Genomic DNA, 13,971 nt, shown 5'->3' with positions numbered 1-13,971 from the left:
GATAATTAAATATACGTATAGTTAACGAAATGGTTGCAAAGTTGCCAATTGTTTACATATATAGTATATCAATTATCGGAAAGGGAGAGTGGATTAATTTTTCAGGAGAGGGCTGACATCTAAAAAAGGAATCACCTGCGGAAAGAATGGCATCCAGGAGCCAAATGAAAGCTAGTGCAGCCGGGGTCAGCAGGAAATACATCCACAATGACCAGTCATATAGCTGTATGAAGCCGAAATAGTACTGAAGATAATCTGTTAGACACAAGAAAATCAGGCTTAGCAGTAATACAGCCCATCTTTTGTAATAGGTAAAAGTATAGGCAAGGATCAGACTGCAGAATATTGCTGAAGGGGTGGCGTAAGCAATGGAGTCCCGGTATGGATTTTCAAACCAGCCCGCTGTATAGATAAATTTATTAAATACTCCTGAGGCAAAAAATTGCGCACTTGCTTTGAAGGTATAAGCAGGGATAAACAGACTGAAGAATCTGGCCAGCCTGCCAGGTTTGCCTCTTAGGGTGCTATGCCAAAAATCTGCAATCAGAAAGGCTCCGAGGACACCGAATCCTGTATAAATGGTCCGGTACCAGTTGTGTTCATAAATGCCTAGACTAAGAAACAGTACTTCAATAGCCATAATATAGAAGGCAGTTAAGAATCTGTTTTTCCAGCTTACATAAAATGCCGCCATGGAAACGGAAACCATTGGAATAACGAAGCCATTTGAAACAATTGCTCCCATAATACTGTCGTAAAAGGGGTTTTGCAGGATTTTGGGGTAATAAACATAACTGTCCAGGAGGGTGAATATCACATACTCAAACAAAAATGTATGGCCGGCCATTATAAAGTAAAGCAATATAATTCTAAAATCCTTCTGTTTGGCAAGTGTACAGAGAAATAATAATGAGGCCAGGAAAGCAAGTGAAATATATATGTAAGTATTATAAGTCATATAATAAGCCTCCCAGGTGGAGTGTCTGCGCGGAAATTTCCTATTTATGAACATATCATCCCTCAAAACAAAAAAAATATAAGTTTCTCAATAATTGAGCTTCGTTTTCAGGCATAGCTCCACGCTTTCCGTAAACTGATGTATAATAACAAATACAGATTAATCCATTAGAGGCAGGGAACAGCCCCTTCCGGTTTTTCAGCGGGTAAGTTTCTTTATTGCCAGCGGAATGAAAGTTTCACAGAAAGAGAGTTGAGTATTCATGGGACGTAAGTGGAGTAATATTAAGGAAAAGAAGGCGGCACGGGATAAAAACGTCAGCCGCATATATGCCAAATTCGGCAGAAAGATATATTCTGTTGCAAAGCAGGGGGAACCTGATCCTGAAGCAAACCAGCCTTTGAAATTCGTTCTTGAGCAGGCGAAAACTTACAATGTGCCAAAGCATATAATTGACCGGGCGATAGAGAAAGCAAAAGGCGGAGGAGAAGAAAGTTTTGATGAACTACGCTATGAAGGCTTCGGGCCTGGCGGCTCCATGCTTATCGTTGATGCTCTTACAAACAATGTGAACCGGACGGCTGCGGAAGTGCGTTCTGCCTTTACGAAAAACGGCGGGAACATGGGCGTGAGCGGCTCTGTTTCCTATATGTTTGATGCAACGGCGGTAATAGGGACAGAAGGTAAAACGGCTGAAGAGGTGCTGGAAATCTTGATGGAAGCAGATGTGGATGCAAGGGACATTATTGAGGAAGAGGATAATGTCATTGTGTACGCTGAACCTGATCAGTTTCATGCTGTGCAGGAAGCGTTGAGAAATGCAGGAATTGAAGAGTTCACAGCAGCGGAACTCACGATGCTTCCCCAGAACGAAGCAGCACTACCGGAAGATGCAAAGGAGCAGTTTGAAAAACTGGTGGACGCTCTTGAAGATTTAGAAGACGTACAGCAGGTCTATCATAATGTGGAAGATTAATGGGATATACTAAATTTAGTGCCTGGTCCTTTGAAAGTATGGGGGCCAGGCTTTTTTTTGTGTTGGCAAGGCATGGACAATCCTCTATTTTAACAATAAGCAGGCATACATACAGGAGAACCTGGCGCAGACATCATCTAATAATACTAGGAAAAGAAGTGAGGGAAGGGAGAGGGTAATGGTGGAAACGGTGATGAAAACTTTAATAGGCATCGGAGGCGCAGCCCTGTCCTTTTTATTTGGAGGATGGACAGGGCTGCTTACAATTCTCGTTGCTTTTGTAATGCTTGATTATATAACAGGGTTACTCGCTGCATATATAGAAGGGAAAAAGACTGGAACGACTAAGCTTAGCAGCAAAGCAGGTTTTACAGGGATTGCGAGGAAACTGCTCATTTTTGCTTTGGTTGCCGCAGGACACCTTATTGATAAAATTCTCGGAAACAGCCATTTCATAAGAGAAGCGGTCATCTTTTTTTACATCGCAAATGAAGCTTTGAGCATCATAGAAAATGCCGGCAGAGCAGGGGTTCCGGTTCCGGACCTTCTTAAAAGGGCGGTTCACGTATTCAAAAAAGAGAAAAAGAAAAAAGAATAAGTTAGTATCTCACTCCTCTTCCAGTTCCAGCCCCTCCTTCAATGAAAGGATGATTTCCTGCATTCTTTCTGTAGCAAAACCACCGGGATTTATAACGTTTTCTTCCACCCAGTATGTGAGCTGAAAAGAAGTACCGTCCGTCAGGTGAAAACCAATGAATACACCAGGACCAGACTCTGTTTCTATTACAGGATAAATTTCATCAAATCCTTCATAATCGAGAGTAAGAAAATCATCGATAAACAGGGCTGCCTCTCCTTCCGGGAAAAAGGTGAGCGTCCGTCCGTCGTAGCTGCTGTCTATACTAAGTTGCTCAAGGTTACCGTGTATATCGAATAAATCATCAAAGGTTTGGGCAGCATCATTGTGCTGAACCTGATAAACTTTATTGCCGGCTAGAACCCGGAAATCAGGGGAGAAACCGGTGTATTCATAAATTATCGTTCCCTCCGGCAGATAGGCTGCATCCCCATTTCTCAGGTTATGGTCAGAACAAGCGTTATCTGCCATTTTAAACGTCACTTCACCAAGTACGCTTCCTCTGCCGGCAGGGTCAACCTGCTCAGAACCATCCACATATCCGTGGTATTCCACGTCGTTAAACTTTAGTATGTCCACCCACTCGATAGCTCCGTCAGGACAGTTTCTTAACGTGCTGTTTATCTCAGAACAACCGGCTGCCAAAAGCAGCAAAATAATGACAGGCACACTGCTTTTACTGTACATCGGTTCACCTCTTTATTTACTTTGACGAGGTGGGGGTTAAATAGTTTCGTGAATAATAGATTAACGGCCTGCACCTGCACTGTTTTCCTGGTGAAGGCGGCTTTTTTTCCTGGTTTTTACTACGATAATTGTCACAAGCACCAGGGAGGCTGTAGTGAGAAGCCCGGTCATAGTGACAATTCCACCCCAGTTAAGATGCTTCCAGACGATTCCACCGCTTGTCCCAACAATACTTGAGCCAAGATAATAGGCGAGGAGATAGAGCGATGCTGCTTGCGCCCGGTAATCAGAAGCAAGTTCCCCTACCCAGTTGCTCGCAATGGAATGGCTTCCGAAGAAACCGAATGTAAGGACTGCGATGCCGGTAATAATCAGCAGAAGGCTGTCATTCAAGGTCAGGAGCACCCCGCTAAGCATAAGCAAAATGCTGAGGGGGAGTGTCTTAGGTTTGCCGAAAGAGTCGCTCATTTTTCCCATAAAAGTGGAGCTGAAGGTGCCCACCAGGTAAACGATGAACAAGGAACCGATAACTGCCTGGCTTAAAAAATACGGCGGGGCCATTAACCGGTATCCTAAGTAATTATATATAGTGACGAATCCGCCCATGAGTAAAAAAGAGATTCCGTACAGACAGAGCAGCCGGGGGTTTCTCAGATTGTGGGCGAATGATTTTATCAATGGTGTTCTGACACTGCTATTATCCTTTTTATTAGGTGCTGAGTTTTTAGGTGCAGGCAGGGATCTCCAGAACCAGAGACTGAGGAGCAGGCTGACTGCCCCGATGGCCAGCAATGCGGTCTGCCAGGAAAAATAACTTGTTATAATTCCTGTTGCCATTCTCCCTGCCAGCCCGCCAACCGTTGTCCCGCTTACATAGATTCCCATGGCGATCCCTAAATGCTTTGGATGGAATTCTTCGCTCACATACGTCATAGCAATAGCGGGAAATCCTGCAAGGACGATCCCCTGGAGAACACGAATGGCTAGCAAAGTGGAAAAATTCGGGCTGAATGCAGCCAGGATGCAAAGAAGAGCTGAAAACGTTAAGGAGATACTCATTATCCTTTTTCTTCCGAAGGAGTCTGACATCAGGGAAGCAAACAGCATAGTAATGGCTAGAAACCCTGTGGTGACAGATAAACTCAGGCTTGATGCAGCAGGCGTTACATCAAATTCTTCCGAAAAAAGGGGGAAGAGGGTCTGTACAGAATATAAAATCATAAATGTAATAAAGCTCCCTGAAAAAAGTGCCAGATTCGCTTTTTTAAAGGCAGGCTGGTCTTTTGTTATGTATGTCATATTGCTGATACACCTTCCCTTTTTCTGAAAGCTTTCGTAAATAAATAGATCAGTGTAAATTTCCCTAAATTTCCAATTTTATGGTATAATAATCAAATATAAAGTATGAAAATATTTTCACGTGAAGTGCCGCCAAAGGAGGATGTTATGGGTAAAAAACTGCCTTATTTGCTTTACTTGCTTATATTGATAATTTTCCTGCCAGCTTGTTCAGCCTCAATAACCACATCAGAAGGTGACGAAAAATTACGTCATTTTTCTGCGGAAACAGAGTGCTGGCACGCTTCCATGACAGTGGTTACACCGGCTCCGCCGGAGGAGTACTTTGATATTACAATCGAGTATGTATATACCGCCGGCACAGCTGATGAAAATCAGAGAGTTACATACAGGCATATGCAGGACTGGGCGGAAGAAGAGCCAGCCATGGTAATTATTGGCGACTTTTTGCCGACCCCCGGTAACCCGTACGAAAAAACTTTCGAGGAAAGGGAATTCGCACGAGGTTACTCTATCGGACAGAAATGGAAGACGGAAGTTCACTGGTCTGAAGACGGTGAGCATATGATAGAGAAGCTCGTTTTTGAAGAGGAGGAAATTTAATCTTCCTTCCACTCTTCAGCTAACATACCGTAGGCTGCATGGTCGGTATAGCGGTCATTAAGCCATTCAGCCTGCCGGATCACGCCTTCTTTAACAAAGCCGAGACGTTCAGGTATACTCCGGCTTTTTTTATTTTCTACTCCGGCCCAGATTTCCACTTTATTCATTTTTAAATCTTTGATGGCATAACTGGTGAGTGCCTTCACCGTTTTTGTCATAATCCCTTTTCCCTGATATCCCTCTCCAAGCCAGTAGCCTATTTTCGCTGTCTTGTTTTGCCAGTCCAGCTTATTAAACCCGGCAATCCCCACGGCTTTTCCCTCATATAAAATGACAGAAGTTAAACTTTTATTTTCGGCGAAGCTTTTGAGGCTTGATTTTATAAACTGCTCTGTATCTTCAGGCTTTGTGGTGAAGTCAACCCACGGCAGCCATTCACGGAGATATTCCCGGCTGCTGTCAGTAAGCTGGAAAATCGCATCTCTGTCTCTCAAATCCACCAGCTTCAATGAAACTTTCTCGTCAATTTTACAGGTAAACATATACATTCCCCTTTTTTTGTCTGAATTATTTGTTAAACAAATGTTTAATTAAAATTGTAACTAAATGCAGATGTAAATGGAACAATGTTTTTAAGAGCAACTACTCAGATATTAACATTAATTTCCTTTTTCGTGGTAAAAAGACCCTGGGGGAACTGGGGAAAGAACCAGGCAATTTGCAATCTAATAAAATACGAGAAAGTTTGGCAAAAAAATCTCAAGAATTTTACATTATTTTCGCAATTATATGGTATCTTTTACATAACAGAATTTTATTGCCAAAATTATAAAAAAGCAGGTATTAGTAATATGATGAAAACACTTCGGTCGAAATTACTTCTGTTCTTTATGACTATTACCTTTTTTTCCTTATTTGTTATTGCGTTTGTTTCCTATAATTCGCAAAAGGAAGCCATGGAGACCCAGCTTGAAAGATCATTTCAGCTGTATGCTCAGGGGCTGATCACCAGTGTGCATAATATTATCGATGAAGTCAGCAGAGATGTAGGTTATCTGTCTGCTAATCCTGTCCTGAAAAACCCAGATGCTTCAACGGAAGAAATCAAGGAGCAGTTAGAAGAATTCGTCACCTATTTTTCAATATTTGAACATGTGGTTTTGCTGGATCTGGATGGTACGGTAGTCGCTGATATAGCTGACGGGAGATTTATTGGCTATAATGTGAAAGACCGGGAATGGTTTGGCCGGGCTCTGAACGGTGAAGCAAACTTTGCGGAGATTTACTTTTCTTCTCTTTTAGAAAAGCCCGTTTCAGTTATTGCTGTTCCTGTAACTGACAATGAAGGAAATTTAGTGGGTATCCTCAGCCCCTATTATGATTTGGTCCACTTATGGGACTATGTTTACGCTTTTTCTGAACTGCAGAAGGAAATAGGCAATCACGCTTATGCTTTCCTTCTGAATGAACAGGGAGACGTTATCGGCCACCCTGAGGAGGAGCAGATTTTAACACGAAATTATTTAAGGGATTTTAATCTTTCAGAAAGTATTTTGCCGGAACTGGCTGCCTCGGACGGGCTGTTTTATAACGGTCAAAATGGGGAAGTTGGCATGGTCAGGCAGATTCCGCATACAGACATCTTCACCCATAACTGGTATCTTGGAGTGGCGGTGCCTGAAGCTGAACTAATGAGTCCGCTGAAAAATCTTCTCACTCAGTATTTAATGATTTTTTTATTTGTATTAGCAGCAATGTGGCTTGCAATTATTCATTTTTCTAATTATCTCGTATCACCTGTAGAAAGGCTGCTTAAAGCTCAGGCTGAGTTTTCGGAAGGTCATAAGCCCGATCCTGTGCCGGTTGATTCCTATCAGGAGATCAATCAGCTCTCCAGTGAATTTAACGTAACGATGGCTAAAGCGGTGGAGCGGGAAAACATCCATAAAAAATCCACATTAATTCTTGAAGCAACAGATAACGCAGTGTTTGCAGTCAATACTGATACACTTGAAGTTACTACGTTTAACAAAAAATGTGAAACTATGTTTAGGAAAAATAAATCGGATGTAATTGGTGCTACAGTGAAGGATTTAAACGAGTCATCAGAGTCTTTCAGATCCATTGAGGAACATTCTGGCTTAATAAAACGTTTAGAGACTGAAACGAGCCTGGAAGATTTCGAGTTTACCTGTCCAATCGACGGGGAAGAGCGGTATTTTTATATCCTGTTTAATCAGCTTCCGGCATCTGAAAATGAAGACAAAAAAGAAATACTTGTCATCATATCGGATGTTACTGAAAACAGGATGATGTTAAAGCAGCTTATCCAGTCTGAAAAGGTAAAAGCCGCGGGAGAGCTTGCAGCAAGCTTTGCCCATGAAATCAGGAACCCTCTTACCACAATCCGGGGCTTTATTCAGCTCATGGAAGCGAGAGGGATAGGGGAACAGGGAAATAGCAGAAACTACTACCAGATTATCCTTCAGGAGATTGACCGGATCAATGGTATAGTAGGAGATTTAATGAATCTTGTCCGGCCTAACGGGAATACTCAGCTGATGGAAGCCGATGTAAATGAGCTTCTTGAAGATATTACCCTTCTTTATGACGGACAGGTTTCCAGCTCAAAAGTTGCTATTGAAAAAGAGCTGGATGAGAATGTCCCGACATTCCTTACGTTTGGAAGCAAGCTTAAACAAGTTTTTATTAATATAATCAAAAACGCTTTTGAAGCTATGCCAGATGGAGGAAGCCTGATGATCAGGACTTCTTACAATGTAAACCTGGAAACAGTGGACATTATTTTTACAGACACCGGCATCGGCATGGATGCGGACACATTGGAAAATTTAAGAAAGCCATTCTTTACTACAAAAGAGACAGGCACAGGCCTGGGGATGCCTACATGTTATATGATTATTGAAGAATTAGGCGGCGAAATCAAAGTTGAAAGTGAACCAGGCAAAGGAACTGTGTTTACTGTAAGGCTTCCTGTGAAACTGAAGGATGCAGGACTTAAAGGAGCGTAAGCGGAAGGTCTGGTACTGATGGCAGTATCAGACCTTCGTATTTTATCGGTGTGTTGACAGGCGGTAAAAGGGTATAATATAGTAATTATAAATTATCTCGAATTCGAATTAATTGGCAGGAAAAAAGGATTTGATCACTATGGATAAGGAAATTAATGAAGAAGAACTCTCTTTGAAATTGTTCGTCGTCTTAACACGTGCAATGCAGTCAGTAAAGAAACGTGTGGAGGAAGATATCAGAAAACATGGGCTCAACCCTACTGAGTTCGCTGTTCTGGAGCTTCTTTATAATAAGGGAGACCAGCCGATCCAGAAAATTGGTGATAAGGTGCTTATTGCAAGCAGCAGTACTACCTATGTCGTTGATAAACTGGAAAAGAAGAATTATCTGAGAAGAAGGCCCTGCCCGAAGGATCGGCGTATCACACACGCTACAATAACAGAGGAAGGGACTGCTTTAATGGATGAAATATTTCCCAAGCATCAGGAAGCTATCGGGGAGATATTTAAAGGTGCGGATATAAAGGAAAAGGAACAGCTGATTTTACTCCTGAAAAAACTGGGGTACTATGCCCAGGAGCTGTAAGTTAACAGCCCCGGGCATAGTATGTTCTGCATTGTTGCACTGTTAATTTGGGGGATTCTTTACTAACTTACAAAAATAAAGTTATTTAACTTGAATTAGTAATAAACGATATGTTAATATTTTATTGAAGGAAATTCAAAGACTTTCATATATTCTGAAAACGTGGTTGAGTACGAAAGATTCTTTTTTGAGCGGTACTCTGCTATTATATCTCGAATTAAAGATAAATTAATTTGAGAGATTTGTGTAATGTATGAAAGCAGGAATTTTCCGGAATGATAGGAATGCTTAAAGGGAAGCAGTATACGGAGTCAATTGTATGAGGAATGTTTAAAAAAGGCTTTGTTAAAAGTAATTGTTACTTTTAAACAATTATGTTGATTTGAGATAAAAGCGCGAGCGCCTTCGGGAATAGCATCAGCTGAAGTTTCCCTCGAAAGCGATGTTTGCTTTCGGGGCAGCTGAAGCAATGTCCAGAGGCAAGCGATCTTCTTTTATCGCAATCAGCAGCAAAGAACATAGCCTAAAAAAAGGAGATGACGAGAATGGCAAAAGTTAATTTAGCAGTAATTTATTACAGTTCTACAGGTACGAACTATCAGCTGGCAAAGTGGGCGGAAGAAGGCGCGAAGAATGCTGGCGCAGAAGTAAAACTTGTTAAGGTTCCTGAGCTTGCACCAAAAGAAGCGATCGCTTCAAATCCTGCCTGGGAAAAACATCTTGAGGAAACAAAAGATGTACCAACTGCAGCTCATGAAGATCTTGAGTGGGCAGACGCAATTATCTTCAGCGTACCGACGCGTTTCGGTAACATGCCTGCACAAATGAGACAGTTCATTGATACAACAGGCGGACTGTGGGCAGAAGGCAAGCTGGTAAACAAAGTTGTGAGCGCAATGTCTTCAGCAAGCAACGCTCATGGCGGACAGGAAGCAACTATTCTTTCTCTTTATACATCCATGTTCCACTGGGGAGCAATCATCGCCGGACCAGGATATACCGACCCAGTACAGTTCGCTTCAGGAGGTAATCCTTACGGTGTGAGTGTTACAGTAGGCCAGGACGGCCAAATGCAGGAAGACGTAGAAGAAGCTGCAAAACACCAGGCTAAACGTACAGTGCAAGTTGCAGAGTGGGTTAAGCAGGGCAAGCAGTAATAAGATAGTTTATGGGTATCAGCCAGCGGGCATTTATTTGCCTGCTGGTTTTTTTGCACCTGTCGAGTTAGTTGGAACCGCAAGAGATGCATGCGGTCCTTGAGGGGATGCCATCCATCTACTGAGGTACCGGAAGAGTGTCATGGGGTTCTTGAAGTGTAGCTTCAGAAGTAGCGAAATACCACAAAAATGACTTACGGTGCTTGAATAGGAACAACATTGGTGTACAAGGGATGCAAGAGAGTCTTGCGCTATTTGAGAAGGAGAAAGCTTACTTCTCAAGGGATGCAAGAGGCTCTTGCGGGAATTGAGAATGGGAAAGGTTGCTGGTCAAGGGATGCAAGAGGCTCTTGCGGTACTTGAGAATGGGAAAGGATACTGCTCAAGGGATGCAAGAGGCTCTTGCGGTACTTGAGAAGGGGAAAGGATACTGCTCAAGGGATGCAAGAGGCTCTTGCGGTACTTGAGAAGGGGAAAGGATACTGCTCAAGGGATGCAAGACGCTCTTGCGGTACTTGAGAAGGGGAAAGGATACTGCTCAAGGGATGCAAGAGGCTCTTGCGGGAATTGAGAATGGGAAAGGTTGCTGTTCAAGGGATGCAAGAGGCTCTTGCGGTACTTGAGAATGGGAAAGGTTACTGCTCAAGGGATGCAAGAGGCTCTTGCGGTACTTGAGGAAGGGAAAGGTTACTGCTCAAGGGATGCAAGAGGCTCTTGCGGTACTTGAGGAAGGGAAAGGTTGCTGCTCAAGGGATGCAAGAGGCTCTTGCGGTACATGAGGAAGGGGAAAGGTTGCTGTTCAAGGGATGCAAGAGGTTCTTGCGGTACATGAGAAGGGAAGAGATTGCTGCTCAAGGGATGCAAGAGGCTCTTGCGGTACTTGAGAATGGGAAAGGTTACTGCTCAAGGGATGCAAGAGGCTCTTGCGGTATCTGAGGAAGGGAATCCCATCAACTGAGGGAACGAAAGGCGACGGATTTCCCCCTCCCTCTCTTATCCTCTAATGATAAGACTTAAGAAGACAAGATACCCCAACAGCCCCCGCAGAGATGCCAGCAGAGACAGAGACTTAGACAAGGTGTTCCTACTTTGCCCAGATTATTGCCGATATGCACACCCCTTTATTTCCTCGTTTTAGCTTTATGAACCTTCAGTTGTTTACCTTTTATCGTTTTGTCCTTCATTTCCTGAAGAACCAGGGAACCCTTTCCGTTGAGGATCTCAACATAAGTAGCAGATTCCTGAATGGTTATAATCCCGATGTCATCGCCTGTAACCCCTGGAATACTCGTTATGGTGCCAACGAAGTCGACTGCCCGGAGCTTCTTTTTCTTGCCGCCGTTGAAATAGAGTTTCATTATATTTTTATTAACTGCTGCACTTTTGTCTTTTTTCTCTGGAGCTTTTGTACTGATTTTCTGATTAAAGGAATCCTTATTTGCTGATACTTCTTCTTGAGCGGGTGCCTCCCTGACCGGAATCGAAAAGCCGATGTATTCCTGGATTTCCTCTACAAATCTAATGTCCCGAGGCGTTGCGAACGTAATTGCTTTTCCAGTGTTGCCAGCACGGCCCGTTCTGCCGGTACGATGTACATAACTCTCTTTTTCCATAGGAGTATCGTAATTAACAACCAGGGAAATGTTCTCCACGTCAATTCCCCGGGCAGCCACATCTGTAGCTGCTAAATAACGGAAATTTCCTTGTTTAAAGGCATTCATAACAGAGAATCTGTCTTTTTGAACGAGGCCGCCGTGCAGCTTTTCACACGGGTAACCTGCGCGTTTCAGCTGGCTGAACAGTTTGTCCACTTTTTCCTGAGTGTTGCAGAAAATGATACAGCTGTCGGGATTCTCAGCAACGGTTATATCTTTTAGCAGAGAAAACTTATTTTCCTCCATGACTTCAAGTAGTTCGTGGCTGATTTTTTCCGTTGTTACTCCTGTACCGGCAATTTCCACCTCCTGAGGATCGGTCATGTATCTACCGCAGAGCTTCTGCACATCTTCGGGTATAGTTGCGGAAAAAACAGCGGTCATTCTGCCATCCGGCAGCTCATTTATAATTGCTTCCACCTGGTCGATGAAGCCCATATTCAGCATCTCATCAGCTTCATCAATTACGAGGTATTCGATCTTATCCACTGGCAGCGTCCCTTTCTGAATATGGTCAAGGGTACGGCCAGGTGTGCCCACCACTACATGATTTTTCTGCTTTAATTCGAGTTTTTGCCTGTCGAACGGCTCTTTCCCGTAAATGGCTGCTGCTTTGATCCGCTTATACCTGCCGATATGAGTGATGTCCTCTTTGACCTGAGCGGCGAGCTCCCTTGTTGGTGTAAGTACGAGTGCCCGGGGCCTGTTCTCTTCCCATTCTGCCAGTTCACAGAGAGGAATACCGAAGGAAGCTGTTTTGCCAGTGCCTGTCTGAGATTTTACAATCAGATCTTTTTTCTGGAGAAAAACAGGTATCACTTTTTGCTGTACTTCGGTTGGTTTTTTATAATGCAGCTGTTCCAGTGCTTCGATGATTTCCCCGCTTAATTTAAAATCTTTAAAATTACTTGTATTCATCTATTAACAACCTCATTTTTCCTGATAGTTTATTGAGCTTATATTATATATTCCCACTATGCTAGTCAAGATATGATACTGATTATTTCATACCAGGGTGTAAAAAATTGACGTTTAGGGACAGCAAAATTCGTTTACTAGTGCAATGACACACTAATATCCAGAAAATGGAGGGATTTAGTATATGGGAGGCGAAAGAAACCTGCCGAAGGACGAAGGGCTGGACAATAGCCTGAAGCTGTTAAAAGAAGGGTATGAGTATATTTTAAACCGGCAGCACAGATATCAGACAGATGTATTTGAAACAAGGCTGCTCGGTGAGAAGGCAATTTGCTTAACTGGAAAGGATGCTGCTGAAATATTCTATGATAATAGTAAATTTGAGCGTAGTGAAGCAGCGCCTGGGAGGGTGAAAAAAACACTCTTTGGCGAAGGGGGCGTCCAGGGCCTTGATGGTGAGGCTCATAAGCATCGGAAAGAAATGTTTATGTCTGTGATGTCTAAAGAAAGTCTGCAGGAAATTATTGATCTTACGGAAAAACAATGGGATTTGTTTGCTGCCAGGTGGGAAACAAAGGACGAAATTGTTTTGTATGAAGAAGCCAAAAAAATACTTACGAAGGTTGCCTGCGAATGGACAGGGGTACCGCTGGAAGATGATGAGGTGGAAGATCTGGCAGATCAGTTAAGCAACATGTTTGAAGCCTCGGCAGCTATTGGGCCGGCACACTGGAAAGGAAGGATAGCCCGCTCAAGGGGAGAAGACTGGATTGAAGAACTTGTGGAAAAGGTCAGAGAAGGAAAAGTGAATCCGCCGGAAAATAAGCCTCTTTATACATTTTCCTGGCATCGGGATCTCGATGGAAATCTCCTCGATAAAAGTATTGTGGCGGTAGAGATTCTGAACTTACTGCGTCCTATGGTTGCGATTACTGTTTATATTTGTTTTACGGCGCATGCCGTCTATTTTAATAAAGAAGAGGCAGATAAGCTAAAGAATAATGACAGTGAGCGGCTGCATTGGTTTATGCAGGAAGTACGCCGTTTTTATCCTTTCTTTCCGTTTACTGCGGCACGAGTGAAAGATAATTTCAGCTGGAGAGGGTATGAATTTGAAGAAGACACACTTACTTTGCTGGATTTATACGGGACAAATCATCATCCGGAATACTGGGAGAATCCTGATCGTTTTGAACCGGAGCGGTTTGCGGAATGGAGTGGAAGCCCATTTGACTTTATTCCTCAAGGAGGAGGAGAATTTGAAATTGGGCATCGCTGTGCCGGGGAATGGATCACTATGGATATAATGAAGGTGAGCCTCGATCATCTTGTTAACAAACTTTCTACGAGATTCCGGAGCAGGATCTAAGCTTCAGCATGGTAGATATGCCAAGTGTCCCGGAAAGCCATATTGTGATGAAAAATATTAAACGAAAATAAAACTGGCGGATCGTGATTCTTTT

At 43.1% G+C, this 13,971-nt stretch carries 13 protein-coding genes; 8 read left to right on the top strand and 5 right to left on the bottom strand.

What is annotated here, in order from left to right; all coding sequences use genetic code 11:
- Positions 1-52: 52 nt before the first annotated feature.
- The gene (locus tag BK582_RS03845) at positions 53-958 is read right to left on the bottom strand and encodes a hypothetical protein (protein WP_078593067.1); all 906 of its coding nucleotides are present in this window, start codon (positions 956-958) and stop codon (positions 53-55) included.
- Positions 959-1,220: 262 nt separating this feature from the next.
- Here BK582_RS03845 and BK582_RS03840 point away from each other — a divergent pair, with 262 nt between their 5' ends.
- On the top strand, positions 1,221-1,934 hold the full coding sequence (locus BK582_RS03840) for a YebC/PmpR family DNA-binding transcriptional regulator (RefSeq protein ID WP_078593066.1): 714 nt from the start codon (positions 1,221-1,223) through the stop codon (positions 1,932-1,934).
- Positions 1,935-2,127: 193 nt separating this feature from the next.
- Positions 2,128-2,532, top strand: coding sequence for a phage holin family protein (locus BK582_RS03835; protein WP_244895336.1), 405 nt, complete (start codon positions 2,128-2,130; stop codon positions 2,530-2,532).
- A 9-nt stretch (positions 2,533-2,541) separates the two neighbouring features.
- On the opposite strand, the gene BK582_RS03830 is transcribed toward BK582_RS03835, so the two are convergent.
- Both BK582_RS03830 and BK582_RS03825 read right to left on the bottom strand, forming a co-directional pair.
- A complete protein-coding gene (locus tag BK582_RS03830) occupies positions 2,542-3,258 on the bottom strand; it encodes a hypothetical protein (protein ID WP_078593065.1) in 717 nt (238 codons plus the stop codon).
- A gap of 60 nt (positions 3,259-3,318) precedes the next feature.
- Positions 3,319-4,557: an MFS transporter gene (locus BK582_RS03825; RefSeq protein WP_078593064.1), complete on the bottom strand. Its 1,239-nt coding sequence runs from the start codon at positions 4,555-4,557 to the stop codon at positions 3,319-3,321.
- Between the two features lie 147 nt (positions 4,558-4,704).
- Here BK582_RS03825 and BK582_RS03820 point away from each other — a divergent pair, with 147 nt between their 5' ends.
- Complete coding sequence (locus tag BK582_RS03820; RefSeq protein ID WP_078593063.1) at positions 4,705-5,160, top strand: hypothetical protein; 456 nt, start codon at positions 4,705-4,707, stop codon at positions 5,158-5,160.
- Here the strand turns inward: BK582_RS03820 and BK582_RS03815 are convergent.
- The gene (locus BK582_RS03815) at positions 5,157-5,702 is read right to left on the bottom strand and encodes a GNAT family N-acetyltransferase (protein ID WP_078593062.1); all 546 of its coding nucleotides are present in this window, start codon (positions 5,700-5,702) and stop codon (positions 5,157-5,159) included. The genes BK582_RS03820 and BK582_RS03815 overlap by 4 nt on opposite strands.
- 309 nt (positions 5,703-6,011) lie before the next feature.
- Between BK582_RS03815 and BK582_RS03810 the strand changes: the two genes are divergently transcribed.
- The 4 genes from BK582_RS03810 to BK582_RS27610 all read left to right on the top strand — a co-directional run bounded on the left by BK582_RS03810 (position 6,012) and on the right by BK582_RS27610 (position 10,871).
- Entirely contained in the window at positions 6,012-8,192 is a 2,181-nt protein-coding gene (locus BK582_RS03810) for a sensor histidine kinase (RefSeq protein ID WP_169910832.1), read from the top strand.
- 139 nt (positions 8,193-8,331) lie between these two features.
- Positions 8,332-8,778 (top strand): MarR family winged helix-turn-helix transcriptional regulator, encoded by a 447-nt coding sequence (locus BK582_RS03805; RefSeq protein WP_078593060.1) that lies wholly within the window; start codon positions 8,332-8,334, stop codon positions 8,776-8,778.
- Between the two features lie 545 nt (positions 8,779-9,323).
- Positions 9,324-9,935, top strand: a complete 612-nt coding sequence (wrbA, locus tag BK582_RS03800) for an NAD(P)H:quinone oxidoreductase (RefSeq protein WP_078593059.1) — start codon at positions 9,324-9,326, stop codon at positions 9,933-9,935.
- Between the two features lie 723 nt (positions 9,936-10,658).
- Positions 10,659-10,871 (top strand): hypothetical protein, encoded by a 213-nt coding sequence (locus BK582_RS27610; protein WP_078593058.1) that lies wholly within the window; start codon positions 10,659-10,661, stop codon positions 10,869-10,871.
- Positions 10,872-11,056: 185 nt separating this feature from the next.
- Here BK582_RS27610 and BK582_RS03790 read toward each other — a convergent pair whose 3' ends face one another.
- Positions 11,057-12,508, bottom strand: coding sequence for a DEAD/DEAH box helicase (locus BK582_RS03790; protein WP_078593057.1), 1,452 nt, complete (start codon positions 12,506-12,508; stop codon positions 11,057-11,059).
- A 184-nt stretch (positions 12,509-12,692) separates the two neighbouring features.
- On the opposite strand from BK582_RS03790, the gene BK582_RS03785 reads away from it, so the two are divergent.
- A complete protein-coding gene (locus BK582_RS03785) occupies positions 12,693-13,877 on the top strand; it encodes a CYP152 family fatty-acid peroxygenase CypC (protein ID WP_338066798.1) in 1,185 nt (394 codons plus the stop codon).
- Positions 13,878-13,971: the final 94 nt, after the last annotated feature.

The sequence above is a fragment of the Evansella clarkii genome (genome assembly GCF_002019695.1).
GTDB lineage: Bacteria > Bacillota > Bacilli > Bacillales > Salisediminibacteriaceae > Evansella > Evansella clarkii.
Note: the sequence above shows the minus strand (reverse complement) of the source record. Positions and strands in the feature narration are given on the sequence as shown.